14 protein-coding genes are annotated in these 14,487 nt (G+C 70.4%); 6 read left to right on the forward strand and 8 right to left on the reverse strand.

Features of this window, described 5'->3' with window-relative positions:
• The first annotated feature begins 50 nt into the window (after positions 1 to 50).
• Positions 51 to 749, forward strand: coding sequence for a phosphatase PAP2 family protein (locus ACIQJT_RS41325; RefSeq protein ID WP_402650628.1), 699 nt, complete (start codon positions 51 to 53; stop codon positions 747 to 749).
• A 9-nt stretch (positions 750 to 758) separates the two neighbouring features.
• Here ACIQJT_RS41325 and ACIQJT_RS41330 read toward each other — a convergent pair whose 3' ends face one another.
• Positions 759 to 2,300: an FAD-binding oxidoreductase gene (locus ACIQJT_RS41330; RefSeq protein WP_402650629.1), complete on the reverse strand. Its 1,542-nt coding sequence runs from the start codon at positions 2,298 to 2,300 to the stop codon at positions 759 to 761.
• A 297-nt stretch (positions 2,301 to 2,597) separates the two neighbouring features.
• On the opposite strand from ACIQJT_RS41330, the gene pstS reads away from it, so the two are divergent.
• The 4 genes from pstS (at position 2,598) to pstB (ending at position 6,715) form a co-directional block, all read left to right on the forward strand.
• Positions 2,598 to 3,722 carry a phosphate ABC transporter substrate-binding protein PstS gene (pstS, locus tag ACIQJT_RS41335; RefSeq protein WP_402650630.1) on the forward strand — a complete coding sequence of 375 codons (1,125 nt, stop codon included), beginning with the start codon at positions 2,598 to 2,600 and terminating at the stop codon, positions 3,720 to 3,722.
• A 115-nt stretch (positions 3,723 to 3,837) separates the two neighbouring features.
• Positions 3,838 to 4,842 carry a phosphate ABC transporter permease subunit PstC gene (gene pstC, locus ACIQJT_RS41340; RefSeq protein WP_365452584.1) on the forward strand — a complete coding sequence of 335 codons (1,005 nt, stop codon included), beginning with the start codon at positions 3,838 to 3,840 and terminating at the stop codon, positions 4,840 to 4,842.
• Positions 4,839 to 5,900 (forward strand): phosphate ABC transporter permease PstA, encoded by a 1,062-nt coding sequence (pstA, locus tag ACIQJT_RS41345; protein ID WP_402650631.1) that lies wholly within the window; start codon positions 4,839 to 4,841, stop codon positions 5,898 to 5,900. Before pstC ends, pstA begins: the two co-directional genes overlap by 4 nt.
• A 38-nt stretch (positions 5,901 to 5,938) precedes the next feature.
• Complete coding sequence (pstB, locus tag ACIQJT_RS41350) at positions 5,939 to 6,715, forward strand: phosphate ABC transporter ATP-binding protein PstB (protein WP_365452503.1); 777 nt, start codon at positions 5,939 to 5,941, stop codon at positions 6,713 to 6,715.
• Positions 6,716 to 6,819: 104 nt separating this feature from the next.
• On the opposite strand, the gene ACIQJT_RS41355 is transcribed toward pstB, so the two are convergent.
• Both ACIQJT_RS41355 and ACIQJT_RS41360 read right to left on the reverse strand, forming a co-directional pair.
• A complete protein-coding gene (locus ACIQJT_RS41355; protein WP_053849765.1) occupies positions 6,820 to 7,818 on the reverse strand; it encodes an inorganic phosphate transporter in 999 nt (332 codons plus the stop codon).
• A gap of 8 nt (positions 7,819 to 7,826) precedes the next feature.
• Positions 7,827 to 8,447 (reverse strand): DUF47 domain-containing protein, encoded by a 621-nt coding sequence (locus ACIQJT_RS41360; protein WP_053849764.1) that lies wholly within the window; start codon positions 8,445 to 8,447, stop codon positions 7,827 to 7,829.
• A gap of 211 nt (positions 8,448 to 8,658) precedes the next feature.
• On the opposite strand from ACIQJT_RS41360, the gene ACIQJT_RS41365 reads away from it, so the two are divergent.
• Complete coding sequence (locus tag ACIQJT_RS41365; protein WP_365452500.1) at positions 8,659 to 9,021, forward strand: metal-sensitive transcriptional regulator; 363 nt, start codon at positions 8,659 to 8,661, stop codon at positions 9,019 to 9,021.
• Positions 9,022 to 9,055: 34 nt separating this feature from the next.
• Here the strand turns inward: ACIQJT_RS41365 and ACIQJT_RS41370 are convergent, their stop codons facing one another.
• The 5 genes from ACIQJT_RS41370 to ACIQJT_RS41390 all read right to left on the reverse strand — a co-directional run bounded on the left by ACIQJT_RS41370 (position 9,056) and on the right by ACIQJT_RS41390 (position 14,125).
• Positions 9,056 to 9,232 (reverse strand): hypothetical protein, encoded by a 177-nt coding sequence (locus tag ACIQJT_RS41370; protein WP_365452498.1) that lies wholly within the window; start codon positions 9,230 to 9,232, stop codon positions 9,056 to 9,058.
• 98 nt (positions 9,233 to 9,330) lie between these two features.
• Positions 9,331 to 10,167 carry a hypothetical protein gene (locus ACIQJT_RS41375; RefSeq protein ID WP_402650632.1) on the reverse strand — a complete coding sequence of 279 codons (837 nt, stop codon included), beginning with the start codon at positions 10,165 to 10,167 and terminating at the stop codon, positions 9,331 to 9,333.
• A 292-nt stretch (positions 10,168 to 10,459) separates the two neighbouring features.
• Entirely contained in the window at positions 10,460 to 10,906 is a 447-nt protein-coding gene (locus ACIQJT_RS41380; RefSeq protein ID WP_402650633.1) for an NUDIX hydrolase, read from the reverse strand.
• The gene (locus ACIQJT_RS41385; protein ID WP_402650634.1) at positions 10,876 to 11,910 is read right to left on the reverse strand and encodes a CHAD domain-containing protein; all 1,035 of its coding nucleotides are present in this window, start codon (positions 11,908 to 11,910) and stop codon (positions 10,876 to 10,878) included. The genes ACIQJT_RS41380 and ACIQJT_RS41385 overlap by 31 nt, the downstream gene beginning before the upstream one ends.
• Positions 11,891 to 14,125, reverse strand: a complete 2,235-nt coding sequence (locus tag ACIQJT_RS41390; protein WP_365452490.1) for an RNA degradosome polyphosphate kinase — start codon at positions 14,123 to 14,125, stop codon at positions 11,891 to 11,893. Before ACIQJT_RS41390 ends, ACIQJT_RS41385 begins: the two co-directional genes overlap by 20 nt.
• Positions 14,126 to 14,487 lie beyond the last annotated feature (362 nt).

Here is a 14,487-nt window from a genome sequence, read left to right on the forward strand (position 1 = left end):
CCGAGCGGACATGGGTACGCCGGGAAAGACGACGAAGGGGCCGCAGCACCATGGCTGTTCTCGCCGAATCCGGGTCGAACCCCGACGTCGACCTGCTGTACGACATCAACGGCCTGGCCAAGGACGCCCCGCACTGGTTCGACCGGGTCATGGAGTACGTCGGGGAGTACGGCATCCTGCTCGGCATGGTGCTGCTCATCCTCGGGTGCTGGTGGGCAGGCCGCCGGCGGGCGGGTGAGGACGCCGCCTCCTCGGTGGCCGCGCTGGTGTGGGCGCCGCTCGCCGCCGCGCTGGCCGTCCTGGTGAACGTGCCCATAAGGGGGTTCGTCGAGCGGCCCCGGCCGTTCCGGACCCATGAGGGCATCGAGGTCCTGGTGTCCGGCAAGACCGACTACTCCTTCGTGAGCGACCACGCGACCATCACCATGGCGATGGCGGTCGCCCTGTTCGTGGCCAACCGGAGGTTCGGGCTCGTCGGCATCGCGCTGGCGCTGCTGGAGGGCTTCTGCCGGGTGTACATGGGGGTGCACTACCCGACGGACGTCGTCGGCGGGTTCGCGCTCGGCACGGCGGTGGCCCTGCTGCTGTCGCCGCTCGCGATGGCTCTCCTCACGCCCCTGCTGAAGGCGGTCGAGCGCTCCCCGAAAGGCGCGTGGCTGATCCGCGCGCGAGGGAACAGGTCCGGGGCCCCGGTGATCCCCGGGGCCCGGCAGGAGGCCGCCGCCTCCGAGCGGGACCTCGCGGCCTAGCCGGAACCGCTACAGCGCCTGGGGGAACGTGAAAAACCCCTGCGGGTCGTACTCCTTCTTCACCTTGGCGAGCTTCGTCGCCGCGTCGCCGTAGTACGCCTTGCGCCAGTCCTTCAGCGTCGGGTCCGTGTAGTTCTGGTAGGCAGCCCCCGAGGCGTAGGGCCTCATCGCGTCGTGGGCGCCCGTCAGCCAGGACTGGGCCGCCGTGCCCGTCGTGCCCGCCCGCCAGGACGCTATGTACTGGGCCAGCATGCGGGAGCGGCGGTGGACGAAGGCGGTGGCCGTGGGCGGGACGCGGTTGACCGCGCCGCCGAGCGCCGTCAGGGCGATGCTGCCCGAACCGCCGCGGGCCGCCGAGATCTGCCGCAGCAGGGTCTGGACGCCGGCCGCGGACAGCGAGCGGTCGAAGAAGTCCGAGCGGGCCGCGTAGGTCTCCCGGCCGAGGGCGCCGTGCGGATCGCGGTTCGGGGTGGAGCCGGGCAGATGGCACTTGGCGTCCGTGGAGAAGGACGAGCAGCCCGCGTACGCCTCCATCGCGCTCTCGTAGGAGTGCCGCCGGAGGGTGACGCTGCGGGCCGGTGAGCTGACCCGGTCGGCCAGGCGGTCGAGGGCGTTCTGGAGCTCGCCGTAGGTGCCCAGTGAGAAGGCCGCGACGGCCACCGAGGGCGAGCCGCCGTTCTCCAGGTGGCAGGAGGACCAGATCTCGTCGGGCTGGCCGGGACCCCACTCCTGCCAGGCCTTCACCACGGCGGCGGCCCTGGACCACGGCCAGGTCGCGTACGCGGTCACGCCCTGCGGGGCCGGGTGGGTCCTGAAGTGCAGTTCGGTGACCACGCCGAAGTTGCCGTTGCCCGCGCCGCGCAGGGCCCAGAAGAGGTCCTTGTTGGTGGTCGCGTTCGCGGTGAGCTGCTTGCCGTCGGCCGTGATCAGGGTGGCCTGGGTGAGGCTGTCGCAGGTCAGCCCGTAGGCCCGGGAGGCCACGCCGTGACCGCCGCCGAGGACCAGGCCGGAGACGCCGACGGTCGGGCAGGAGCCCGCGGGGATCGTCACGCCCTTCGCGGTGAGCGCCCGGTAGACGTCGATCAGCTTGGCGCCGGCGCCGACCACGGCGGTGCCGCCCGAGGCGCGGACGCGGTTCAGCTCGGAGACATCGACGATCAGCCGGTTGTTTCCCGAGGACCAGCCGGCGTAGGAGTGGCCGCCGTTGCGGATCGCCACCCGGACGCCGTGGGCGCGGGCGTAGGCGAGCGTGGTGCGGATGTCGTCGGCGTGCGCCACGTACGCCACCGCGGCCGGCTTCAGCGCGTCGAAGCGGGTGTTGTAGAGCTGCCGGGCGGTCGACCAGTTCGCGTCGCCGGGGCGCAGCAGGGGGCCGTCCAGGTCGCGCGCGAGGGCCGACCAGTTCGCGGCGGCCGCGGCCGGCGTACGGGAGGTGAGGGCCTGGCCGACGGTGCTCTGTGCGGCGTCGGCCTTGCCGCCGCTGTCGCAGGCGGCCGTGGCCATCGCAGCGACCGCGGCCGCGCCGCCTCCGATGAACGTACGCCGTTCCATGTTTCCGTGCCTTTCGTCGGCCTCGTCGGCTTCCGTGGAACGAGACGGGGCTGGGGTGGTGAGGGTTCCCTGGTGGGTTCCGGAATCACACCGTGCCCTCGACGTAAGCGTCCCGTGACCTCACCGCACCTTTCGCAGGGGTTCACCCCTCGTTCACTTCCGGCCATAAGCGCCTTCACCTGATCTGCCTAATTTCGGCCTTACGCGATGCGTGATGCGCCGAAGAGGCGCATCCGTGTCTCCCACACTTCGCGCACGCCGCCGGATTCAGGACGGCGGCTCCCGGAAGGAACTCAAGTGAAGCTTCAGCGCAAGAACCGGCGGGCCCTCGCCTTCGGTGCTCTCGCCGTCTCCGGCGCCCTGGCCCTCACGGCGTGCGGCTCCGACGACACGAGTGACAGCAGCGGCGGCGGCGCGTCCGCCACCGCGGCCGCCGGCAACATCAAGTGCGACGACGCCAAGGGCCAGCTGCTCGCCGACGGCTCCTCCGCGCAGAAGAACGCGATCGACGCCTGGGTCAAGCAGTTCACGCAGACCTGCGGTGTGCAGATCAACTACAAGGGCGGCGGTTCCGGCGCGGGCGTCACCGCGTTCACCAACGGCCAGGTCGCCTTCGCCGGTTCCGACTCCGCGCTGAAGCCCGAAGAGGTCACGGCCTCCAAGAAGGTCTGCTCCGGCGGCCAGGGCATCGACCTGCCGATGGTCGGCGGCCCGATCGCCCTCGGCATCAACATCTCCGGTGTCGACAAGCTGACGCTGGACGCGCCCACCATCGCCAAGATCTTCAACGCCAAGATCAGCAACTGGAACGACCCGGCGATCGCCAAGCTGAACCCGGGCGTCAAGCTGCCCAGCCTGAAGATCCAGGCGTTCCACCGCTCGGACGACTCCGGCACCACGGACAACTTCACCAAGTACCTCATCGCCACCGCCAAGAGCGACTGGCCCTACGAGGGCGGCAAGACCTGGCAGGCCAAGGGCGGCCAGTCCGCCGCGCAGTCCTCCGGTGTCGCCCAGCAGGTGAAGCAGACCAACGGCGCCATCGGTTACTTCGAGCTCTCCTACGCCAAGGACGGCATCACGCCGGTCAGTATCGACACCGGCGCCTCCGCCCCGGTCGAGCCCACCGTCGAGAACGCCACCAAGGCGATCGCCGACGCCAAGGTCGTCGGCACCGGCTCGGACCTCGCGCTCAAGCTCAACTACGCGACCAAGGCCGAGGGTGCCTACCCGATGGTCCTGGTGACGTACGAGATCGTCTGCGACAAGGGCAACAAGGCCGACACCCTGGCCGCCACCAAGGCGTTCCTGCGCTACACCGCCTCCGAGGACGGCCAGAAGGTCCTCGCGGACAACGACTACGCGCCCATCCCCGACGACATCATCGCCAAGGTCCGCACCACCATCGAGGGCCTGAGCTGACCTGAGTGTGCGGTCCGGCCCGACCCCGTCCCGGGGGACGGGCCGGACCGCACCGTCCGGTGCACCGCCGCCAGGAGCCGCACCCCGCGTGCGGCTCAGCAGACCGGAGAACCCGATGGACACCACACAGATAACAGACGCACCTCCACCCATCTCCCAGCCGACCCCGGCCGAGCAGAAACGCGCGGCCCGTGGCGCCACCCGGCCCGGTGACCGGATCTTCCTCGGACTCTCCCGGGGCTCGGGCATCCTGCTGCTGGTGATCATGGCCGCCATCGCCGGCTTCCTCACCTACCGCGCCTCGATCGCGATCAGCAAGGACGAGGCGAACTTCTTCACCGCGTTCGAGTGGAACACCCAGCTCGTCCCGCCGAAGTTCGGCATCGCGGTGCTGGTCTTCGGCACGATCGTCTCCTCGGTCATCGCGATGGCCATCGCCGTCCCGATCGCCGTCGCCATCGCGCTGTTCCTCACGCACTACGCCCCCCGCAGGCTGAGCGGCCCGATCGCCTACGTGATCGACCTGCTCGCCGCCGTGCCGTCCATCGTCTACGGCCTCTGGGGCGCCCTGATCCTGGTCCCGCACATGAACGGCCTGTACGGCTGGCTCGACGACTACCTCGGCTGGACCGGCATCTTCCAGTGGCAGGGCGGTGCCCCCCGCTCCATGCTCACCGTCGGCATCCTGCTCGCGATCATGATCCTGCCGATCATCACCAACGTGAGCCGCGAGGTCTTCCGCCAGGTCCCGCAGATGCACGAGGAGGCGGCCCTGGCGCTCGGCGCCACCCGCTGGGAGGTCATCCGCATGGCGGTGATCCCCTTCGGCCGCTCCGGCGTGATCTCCGCGTCCATGCTCGGTCTCGGCCGCGCGCTCGGCGAGACGATGGCCGTGGCCACGGTGCTCTCGCCGAGCTTCGACATCCAGGCCAGCCTGCTCGACCCGGGCGGCGGCACCTTCGCCCAGAACATCGCCAGCAAGTTCGGTGAGGCCAGCGAGCTGGGCCGGGACGCGCTGATCGCCTCCGGTCTCGTCCTCTTCGTCATCACCCTGCTGGTCAACGGCGCGGCCCGCATGATCATCGCGCGTCGCAAGGAGTACTCGGGGGCCAACGCATGAGCAACGCCGTCATCACCGACAAGGGCCCCAGCAGCCTGCGCGGCGCCAGCCTCCCCCGGTGGACCCCGTACGCCGTCGCCGCCGGCTCCGTCGCCCTCGGGCTCGGCATCAGCGCGGCCGCCGGCCTGGACAGCAGCATCCAGTGGGCACTGATCGCCGGGGTCCTGTTCGTCCTCGGCACGTACGCCGTCGCCGCCCGCGTGGAGGGCCGCCGGCAGGCCAAGGACCGGGTCGCCACCGCGCTGGTCTGGGTCGCCTTCCTGCTCGCCGTCGTCCCGCTGGTCTCCCTGGTCTGGTCGACGATCTCGCGCGGTGTGAAGGTCCTCGACTTCTACTTCCTCACCCACTCGATGGGCCTGGTCGCCGACTCCGAGCCGGGCGGCGGCATCTACCACGCCATCCTCGGCAGCCTGGAGCAGGTCGGTCTCGCCACCGTGATCGCGGCGCCGATCGGCGTGCTGACCGCGATCTACCTGGTCGAGTACGGGCGCGGGAAGCTCGCCAAGGCCGTCACCTTCTTCGTCGACGTCATGACGGGCATCCCGTCGATCGTCGCGGGTCTGTTCATCCTCTCGATCATGCTGATGTTCGACATGGAGCCCTTCGGCTTCGCCGGCTCGCTCGCCCTGGCGATCCTGATGATGCCGGTCGTCGTCCGCTCCACCGAGGAGATGCTCAAGCTCGTCCCGAACGAGCTGCGCGAGGCGTCCCTGGCGCTGGGCATCCCGAAGTGGCGCACGATCCTGAAGGTGGTCCTGCCGACCTCCATCGGCGGCATCACGACCGGCATCATGCTCGCGATCGCCCGTATCGCCGGTGAGACCGCGCCGGTGCTGCTCCTGGTGTGGGGCAACTCGCTCATCAACGCCAACCCCTTCGAAGGGGCCCAGCAGTCGCTGCCGCTGTACATCTACCAGCAGTACGCGAACAGCGCGGGCGCCGGTGCCGCGTACGACCGCGCGTGGGCGGCGTCCCTGACGCTGATCGCCTTCGTGATGATCCTGAACCTGGTGGCCCGCGGCATCGCCCGCTGGAAGGCCCCGAAGACCGGTCGCTGACGCGGCCTCCTCAGCGACTGACTGGAAGTGAAGTAGTTATGGCCAAGCGAATCGACGTAAGCGGTCTGACCGCCTACTACGGCTCCCACAAGGCGATCGAGGACATCTCGATGACCGTCGAGCCCCGCTCGGTGACGGCCTTCATCGGCCCCTCCGGCTGCGGCAAGTCGACGTTCCTGCGCACGCTCAACCGGATGCACGAGGTCACCTCCGGCGGCCGCGTCGAGGGCAAGGTGCTCCTCGACGACGAGGACCTGTACGGCCACGGCATCGACCCGGTCTCGGTCCGCCGCGAGGTGGGCATGGTCTTCCAGCGCCCGAACCCGTTCCCCACCATGTCGATCTTCGACAACGTGGCGGCGGGCCTGCGTCTGAACGGCTCGTACAAGAAGTCCGAGCTGACGGACATCGTCGAGAAGTCCCTCAAGGGCGCCAACCTCTGGAACGAGGTCAAGGACCGTCTGAACAAGCCGGGTTCGGGTCTCTCGGGTGGTCAGCAGCAGCGGCTGTGCATCGCCCGCGCCATCGCGGTGGAGCCCAACGTCCTGCTCATGGACGAGCCCTGCTCGGCCCTGGACCCGATCTCCACGCTCGCCATCGAGGACCTGATCGGTGAGCTGAAGGAGCGCTTCACGATCGTCATCGTGACGCACAACATGCAGCAGGCGGCCCGGGTCTCCGACCGCACGGCCTTCTTCAACCTGGCCGCCGTCGGGCAGCCCGGCAAGCTGATCGAGATCGACGAGACGGAGCGGATCTTCTCCAACCCGTCGGTCCAGGCCACGGAGGACTACATCTCCGGCCGCTTCGGCTGAGCCGGTCACGGACCCCTCGCGGTGCTGCATGGCGGTGCCACCGCGAGGACACGAAGGGCCCGCCCCCGGAATCCCGGGGGCGGGCCCGATCGCGTGCACGGCCCCTACAGGAACGCCAGGTTCACGATCCCGAAGGCGCACGCGGCCACGATCGCCGCGGCCGGCATGGTGATGAACCAGCCGAGGACGATGTTCTTGGCGACGCCCCAACGGACCGCGTTGACGCGCTTGGTGGCGCCGACACCCATGATCGCGGAGGTGATCACATGGGTCGTGGAGACCGGCGCCTTGAACAGGTACGCGGTGGTGAACATGATCGCCGCGCCCGTCGTCTCGGCCGCGAAACCCTGCGGCGGATCGAGCTCGATGATCTTCCGGCCCAGGGTGCGCATGATGCGCCAGCCGCCCGCGTACGTACCCAGGGACAGCATCAGGGCGCAGGCGATCTTCACCCAGACCGGGATCGGGTCGCCGTACGTCTCGTGTCCGGAGATCACCAGGGCCATCACCACGATGCCCATGGTCTTCTGGGCGTCCTGGAGGCCGTGCCCGAGGGCCATGCCGGCCGCGGACACCGTCTGCGCGATCCGGAAACCCCGCTTCGCCTTGTGCGGGTTGGCACGCCGGAAGATCCACATGATCGCCGTCATCACGAGGTAACCGGCGACCAGGCCGACGACCGGCGAGATGAACATCGGGATGACGACCTTGTCGAGCACACCGTGCCAGATCACGTCGGTGCCGCCCGCCAGCGCGGCTCCCACCATGCCCCCGAACAGCGCGTGCGAGGACGAGGAGGGCAGCCCGAAGTACCAGGTGATGAGGTTCCACACGATCGCGCCGACCAGGGCCGCGAAGAGGATGCCCATCCCCTTCGAGCCCTCCGGCGTCTCGATCAGGCCCTCGCTGACGGTCTTGGCGACCCCGGAGCCGAGGAAGGCGCCGGCGAGGTTCATGACCGCCGCCATGGCCAGCGCGGCCCGGGGGGTCAGCGCCCGGGTGGACACCGAGGTCGCGATCGCGTTCGCCGAGTCGTGGAAGCCGTTCGTGTACGTGAAGAAGAGCGCGACCAGGATGGTCACGACCAGAGCGAAGGTGTCCATGGAAGGGTTCAGGACTCCTTGACGGCGATGGTCTCCACCGTGTTCGCCACGTGCTCGAACGCGTCCGCGGCCTCTTCGAGGACGTCCACGATCTGCTTGAGCTTGAGGACCTCGATGGCCTCGTACTTGCCGTTGAACAGCATGGCGAGCAGCTTGCGGTGGATCTGGTCGGCCTGGTTCTCCAGCCGGTTGACCTCGATCCAGTACTCGGTGAGGTTCTCCATGGTCCGCAGGTTCGGCATGGCCTCGGCCGTGAGCTCGGCGGCCCGGGCGAGCACCTCGATCTGCTGCTCGACGCCCTTGGGGAGTTCCTCGACGTTGTAGAGGACGACCAGGTCGACGGCCTCCTCCATGAAGTCCATGATGTCGTCGAGGGAGGACGCCAGGTTGTAGATGTCCTCGCGGTCGAAGGGCGTGATGAAGGAGGAGTTCAACTGGTGGAAGATCGCGTGCGTGGCGTCGTCACCGGCGTGTTCCGCGGCCCGCATACGCTCTGCGATCTCGGCCCGGGCGGAGGCGTCCGCCCCGAGCAGTTCCATCAGGAGCTTCGAGCCTGTGACGATGTTGTCCGCGGAGGCGGCGAACATGTCGTAGAAGCTCGTCTCCCTGGGGGTCAGACGAAAGCGCACAAGGGGTCCTCGGGGTGCATCGGTTTCGGTCAGGCTGATGCTAAGTGCATCATCCGGCCACGGCTAATGGGCCGTCCCCCAGTGTCGCCCATCAGGCACAGTGGTTGGCACGGGGGCCGTCCGCAGGCCCTATACCCGGGAAACTTCGGTACGATATACCCAGGAGGGGTATGTGATTCCCTCAGGGTGTGGCCGTGATGTGGAGGACGCGATGACGACGACCGAGGCCGGCGCCACGGCGCCCTCCGAGACAGTGGCGGAAAACAGCCCCCACGGGACCCACGAGCCCGCCACGCACGGCTACCACAAGCAGAAGGACGAGCACCTCAAGCGGCTGCGCCGGATCGAGGGCCAGATCCGGGGCCTTCAGCGGATGGTCGACGAGGACGTCTACTGCATCGACATACTCACGCAGGTGTCCGCCTCCACCAAGGCCCTGCAGTCCTTCGCGCTGCAACTCCTGGAGGAACACCTGCGGCACTGCGTCGCCGACGCTGCCGTCAAGGGCGGCGCCGAGATCGACGCCAAGGTCGAGGAGGCGACGAAGGCGATCGGCCGTCTGCTGCGGACGTGACCGGTTTCCTCGCGACGGCGCGGACGCCCCCGGCTCACCGGCCGGGGGCGTCCGCGCGTTCCTCGGCCACTCTCAGCACCTCGTCGATGCTCTCCAGGCTGAGCCGCTCGTCCGCGGCCGACGCCGCGATGATCAGCTCTCCGCACAGTTCGATCTCGGCGAGGGCCACGTGGTCCTGAACCGCCGTACCGCCGACCGGAGCCACGCGCATCACCTCTTCTCCGCCGTCACCGACTTCCTAGAGTAGGGAGCGGCCTACACACCGCGCATGGCACGGACGGGCTAGTCCTTGACGCCCGTCCCGGGCGCTCACCCCTCGGCGATCCTGCCCGCGTAGATGTCCCGGGCGGCCGGCAGACGTACCTCCGCGGCGGTCCCGAAGTCGTACAGCAGGGTCGTCGAGGCGACCGCGACGGTGCCCTGCGGCCGGCCGTTGACGAAGCTGAAGCGGTGGCGCACCTTGCGGATGCGGCCCTGGTCGTCGAGGTAGACGTCGAAGGGGACCGCGGCCGTGGCGAACCCTTTCGCCGCCGCGGCCAGGACAGCGCGGTCGGCGCCGGCGGCGCCCCTGGCCGCGGCGGCGAGGTCCGCCGTGCCGCGGTAGTGCCGCACCTCGGTCCCCGCGAGCTCGGTCGCGCCCACGTACGTCGCCGTCCTGGTCCCGCGCAGCACCCCGGCGGCCACCAGCGGATCGGTGGCCCCGCCGGTGACGAGGTTGCCGTCGGAGAGGGTCGCGGTGTCCACCCGCACCCACTTGTCGGCGGGCACGCCCGCGCCCCGGTTCTTCATGAACAGGGCGCCGGGGGCGAGGAGTTCGGTGATCGGACGGTGCTCGCTGGTGCCGGCCGGGTCCTGCGGCAGCAGCACCTTCAGCCTGCCGAGCCGCTCGCGGTAGTCGTACACGCCCTCACCGCGGATGGTGACCCGGGTGCCGCCGGTGGCCATCTCCATCGACGTACGGGCCTTCGAACTGCCCGCGTCGACCAGGGTGTCGGCGGCCCTGCGCAGGGTCCCGACCGGGTCGGCCGCGCGCCCGTCGTCCAGGGCGGCGCCGCTTCCCGCGCACCCGCCGGCACCGGCGCAGGCCATGAGCACCGCCGCGACGACGGCCGACCCGCCGGCCTGCCTCTGCTGCCGCTCCGCCATCGCCGCCTACCCCCAGCCGATGTGCCCGTCAAGGACGGCCTGTCGTTCGCTTAACGACGGGTGGGAGGGGCCGTCACGCGGATACCGGGCGTTTACCCGAGCTGGGTAACGTTGTCGGAGTGGCGCAGCAGGACAGGACCCCCGCACCCCCCTCCGACCGACCGGCCCACCACACGCAGACGGTGGAACAGGGCCGCTTCTGCCTGGCCCGGTGCACCTGCGGCTGGCGCGGACCGGCGCGCAGAGCCCGCAGCCAGGCGCGGACGGACGCGGAGGGGCACGCGGCCGGGGGCTAGAGCGGCAGCAGCTCGTCGATCAGGGTGCGGTCGCGGTACTGCGTCAGACGGCTGCGGGCCGCGGCGGGCGAGAGCCACAGGATGCGGTCCACCTCGTCGTTCGGGGTGAAGCGGCCCCCGGTCGCCTCCGCCGCCCAGTAACGGACCCGCTTGGGACGGCCGCCCACCATGTAGTGGACGCTGCCCAGCTCGGTCCCGGGCTCGGCGGTGTAACCGGTCTCCTCCTCGACCTCGCGCAGCGCGGCGGCCAGGGCGTCCTCCTCGCGCTTCAGCTTGCCCTTGGGGTGCGACCAGTCGTCGTACTTCGGGCGGTGGACCAGGCAGATCTCGAGATCGCCGTCGACCGGCGAGCGGCGCCACAGGACACAGCCGGCCGCCTGGACGACGGGGTCGACGCCGTCACCGGGGCCGTTCACGTACTCACCGCCTGCTTCTGCCAGCACTGCTGGAACGCGAACCGGGCCGCCTCCACCTCGTGGCGCTGGTCGGCGTGCAGGACACCGAGGGCGTAGGCGGTGGCCGGGGCTATCCGGGGGGTGCGGGCCGCCTGGGCCGCCGCTGCCGCCGCCTCCGAGGCGTCCCGGTGCCGGTCCAGGCACTGCCCCGCCGTCAGCAGCCGTACGTCCACCGAGGAGGTCAGGACCTCGCGCGCGTACCGGTGCAGGCGCAGCAGCAGACGGACCTGGTGCCAGGGGGCGTCCTGGGGGTGCGGGGAGGGGTCGGGGGAGAGGCCGTGGACGAGGGCCTCGGCGTTGTACGGGTGGCCCGCGGTGACCAGGGGCAGGGCCGCCGCCGCGTCGTCCAGGCGCTCCTGGGCCGCCGCGGCCAGCGGATGCAGGTCGGCGCCGGTGGCGCTCTTCACCAGCGGCACCTCGCTGGCCAGTACGGCGATGGTGTCGGCGACCGCGTGGAAGCGGGAGGAGCCGAGGGCCTGGAGGGCGGTCGAGTGGGCCCGGGTGCGGGCGAGAGTGAGCTGGCGGTCCAGGAGGGCGCCCGCCTTGGCCGCGCCCACAGTGAGGCCGGCGCGGTCCGGGGCGGGGGCGGAGTGGGCGGCGGCTCCCACTCCCTGCGCCGGGAACACCGCTCCGGACAGCCGGTGCAGGGCCAGCAGCAGCCGTTCCAGACGGGACCCGTACGCGTGCTCCATGCCCAAGGTCCCGGACAGCCAGGCCAGTTCGGGACGGAGCGACTCCGACCAGTCGGCGTCCAGGAGGGGCCGGAAGGTGTGGAGGCTGGCGCTGATGCGGCGGACCGAGCGGCGCAGGGCCCGAGCCGCGTCGACCGGGCCCTCCGCGCCCGCCGCCGTACCACCGGAGTCGCGGTGCTGGCGCAGGGCGCGGAGGAACTCCGTGGCCTGGGACCGCAGGTAGTCCGCGAGGGCGTCCCCGGTGGACGGCCCGACGTGCCCGGACAGGGGATCCGTCGGTTCAAGGTGTTGCTGTGCCACGCCGGCGCCTCCGGGCGTCTATGAGCATCTCCTGGACGTTGCGCAGGGGCCCGCCGTCCGCGTCCGTGGCGTGCCGGGTCCACTCGCCGTCCGGGCCGAGGTGCCAGGACGCGGTGGTGTCGGACATGCCGGTCTCCAACAGCCGGTTCAGGGCCGCCCGGTGGGCCGGGTCGGTGACCCGGACCAGTGCCTCTATCCGGCGGTCGAGGTTGCGGTGCATCATGTCGGCGCTGCCGATCCACACCTCGGGCTCGCCGCCGTTGCCGAAGGCGAAGACCCGGGAGTGCTCCAGGAACCGGCCGAGGATCGAGCGGACCCGGATGTTCTCCGACATGCCCGCGACGCCCGGGCGGATCGCGCAGATGCCGCGCACCCAGACGTCGACCGGCACGCCCGCCTGGGACGCGCGGTAGAGCGAGTCGATGAGCGCCTCGTCCACCATGGAGTTGACCTTGATGCGGATGAAGGCCGGACGCCCCGCGCGGTGGTGCTGGACTTCCTTGTTCACACGGGAGATGAGGCCGTCGCGCAGGGACTTGGGCGCCACCAGGAGGCGACGGTAGGTCTCGCGGCGGGAGTAGCCGGACAGCCGGTTGAACAGGTCGGACAGGTCGGCGCCCACCTGCGGGTCGGCGGTGAGCAGGCCGAGGTCCTCGTAGAGCCGGGCGGTCTTCGGGTGGTAGTTGCCGGTGCCGACGTGGCTGTAGCGCCGTAGCGTGTCGCCCTCCTGACGGACCACCAGGGACAGCTTGCAGTGGGTCTTCAGGCCGACCAGGCCGTAGACGACGTGGCAGCCCGCCTCCTCCAGCTTGCGCGCCCACTTGATGTTGGCGTGCTCGTCGAAGCGGGCCTTGATCTCGACCAGGACGAGGACCTGCTTGCCGGCCTCGGCGGCGTCGATGAGGGCGTCGACGATGGGGGAGTCGCCCGAGGTGCGGTACAGGGTCTGCTTGATGGCGAGGACGTCCGGGTCGTCGGCGGCCTGCTGGAGGAAGGCCTGGACGGACGTCGAGAAGCTGTCGTAGGGGTGGTGCAGCAGGACGTCACGGGTGCGCAGGGCCGCGAATATGTCCGGCGCGGACGCCGACTCGACCTCGGCCAGGTCACGGTGGACGCCCGCGATGAACTTGCGGTACTTCAGCTCCGGGCGGTCCAGGCCCGCGATGCGGAAGAGGCCGGTGAGGTCCAGGGGGCCGGGCAGCGGGTAGACCTCCGCCTCCGAGATCTTCAGCTCGCGCACGAGGAGGTCGAGCACCTCGCGGTCGATGGACTCCTCCACCTCCAGGCGCACCGGCGGGCCGAAGCGGCGCCGCATGAGCTCCTTCTCCAGGGCCTGGAGGAGGTTCTCGGCGTCGTCCTCCTCGACCTCCAGGTCCTCGTTGCGGGTGACCCGGAAGGTGTGGTGCTCCAGAACCTCCATGCCCGGGAACAGCTCCTCCAGGTGGGCGGCGATGACGTCCTCTATGGGGACGTAGCGGCCGGGGGAGGACTCCAGGAAGCGGGACAGCAGCGGCGGGACCTTGACCCGGGCGAAGTGGCGGTTGCCGTTGACCGGGTTGCGCACGATCACGGCCAGGTTCAGGGAGAGCCCGGAGATGTACGGGAAGGGGTGCGCCGGGTCGACCGCAAGGGGGGTCAGGACCGGGAAGATCTGGTGCCGGAACAGGGTGAACAGGCGGGCCTGCTCCTTCTCCTGGAGTTCGTTCCAGCGGACCAGGTGGATGCCCTCCTCCGCGAGTGCGGGGGCGACGTCCTCGTGGTAGCAGGCGGCGTGCCGGGCCATCAGCTCGCGGGAGCGGGCCCAGATCATCTCCAGCACCTCGCGGGGCTGGAGGCCGGAGGCGGAGCGGGTGGCGACGCCGGTGGCGATACGGCGCTTCAGTCCGGCCACCCGGACCATGAAGAACTCGTCCAGGTTGCTGGCGAAGATGGCGAGGAAGTTCGCGCGTTCGAGGAGGGGGGTGTTCGGGTCCTCGGCGAGCTCCAGGACGCGTTCGTTGAACGCGAGCCAGCTGCGTTCCCGGTCGAGGAAACGGCCCTGCGGGAGCTGGGCGGCACCGTCGACCGGGATCTCCTCGTACGCGTCGAGATCGGCGTCGAGGTCGGGTTCCAGATCGGAGACGGTGGCCGACACGGTGTGCGGGCGGTGCGCGGCTATGGAGCCCACGGAGGGCTGCACGTGCTGGACCTCTGCCTGGGCGTTCGACTGGCTCATGGACCCATTCTTCCGCGCCAGGAGCGAAACGGGCGCGTCGGATGCCGCGAGTGGGAGCGCGGCGGTGACCGGGGCGGTGACCGGGGCGTCCCCGTTCCCCGCGGGCCCCTCGGGCGGCGGCGAAGGCTCTGGCACGGCGGGCTTCATTCGCTGAGCCTCGCAAGCCTGTCTGAACCGACGGTTACGGCGACATGGCGTTCGGGATATCGGGGGGCGGCTCGCGGGGGGTGTGGGTGCGGGTGCGGGTGGGTGGGGGCGGGCGTTTTTGCGCAGTTCCCCGCGCCCCTGATGCCTGCGGCGCAGCCGCCTGTTCGGTGGGGGCTTGTGTAGCGCCTTGGGTTCGGTGGGTGGGTCGGTGCCGG

Origin of the sequence: Streptomyces sp. NPDC091972 (genome assembly GCF_044756385.1) — a bacterium.
Taxonomy (GTDB): Bacteria; Actinomycetota; Actinomycetes; order Streptomycetales; family Streptomycetaceae; genus Streptomyces.

Bases quoted from the DNA above. Each gene is read 5' to 3' on its own strand.
- ACIQJT_RS41365 (WP_365452500.1), top strand. From the start codon at position 8,659: ATGACGACGACCGAGGCCGGCGCCACGGCGCCCTCCGAGACAGTGGCG.
- ACIQJT_RS41370 (WP_365452498.1), bottom strand. From the start codon at position 9,232: ATGCGCGTGGCTCCGGTCGGCGGTACGGCGGTTCAGGACCACGTGGCC.
- ACIQJT_RS41390 (WP_365452490.1), bottom strand. From the start codon at position 14,125: ATGAGCCAGTCGAACGCCCAGGCAGAGGTCCAGCACGTGCAGCCCTCC.
- ACIQJT_RS41355 (WP_053849765.1), bottom strand. From the start codon at position 7,818: ATGGACACCTTCGCTCTGGTCGTGACCATCCTGGTCGCGCTCTTCTTC.
- ACIQJT_RS41375 (WP_402650632.1), bottom strand. From the start codon at position 10,167: ATGGCGGAGCGGCAGCAGAGGCAGGCCGGCGGGTCGGCCGTCGTCGCG.
- pstB (WP_365452503.1), top strand. From the start codon at position 5,939: ATGGCCAAGCGAATCGACGTAAGCGGTCTGACCGCCTACTACGGCTCC.
- pstA (WP_402650631.1), top strand. From the start codon at position 4,839: ATGAGCAACGCCGTCATCACCGACAAGGGCCCCAGCAGCCTGCGCGGC.
- pstC (WP_365452584.1), top strand. From the start codon at position 3,838: ATGGACACCACACAGATAACAGACGCACCTCCACCCATCTCCCAGCCG.
- ACIQJT_RS41325 (WP_402650628.1), top strand. From the start codon at position 51: ATGGCTGTTCTCGCCGAATCCGGGTCGAACCCCGACGTCGACCTGCTG.
- ACIQJT_RS41330 (WP_402650629.1), bottom strand. From the start codon at position 2,300: ATGGAACGGCGTACGTTCATCGGAGGCGGCGCGGCCGCGGTCGCTGCG.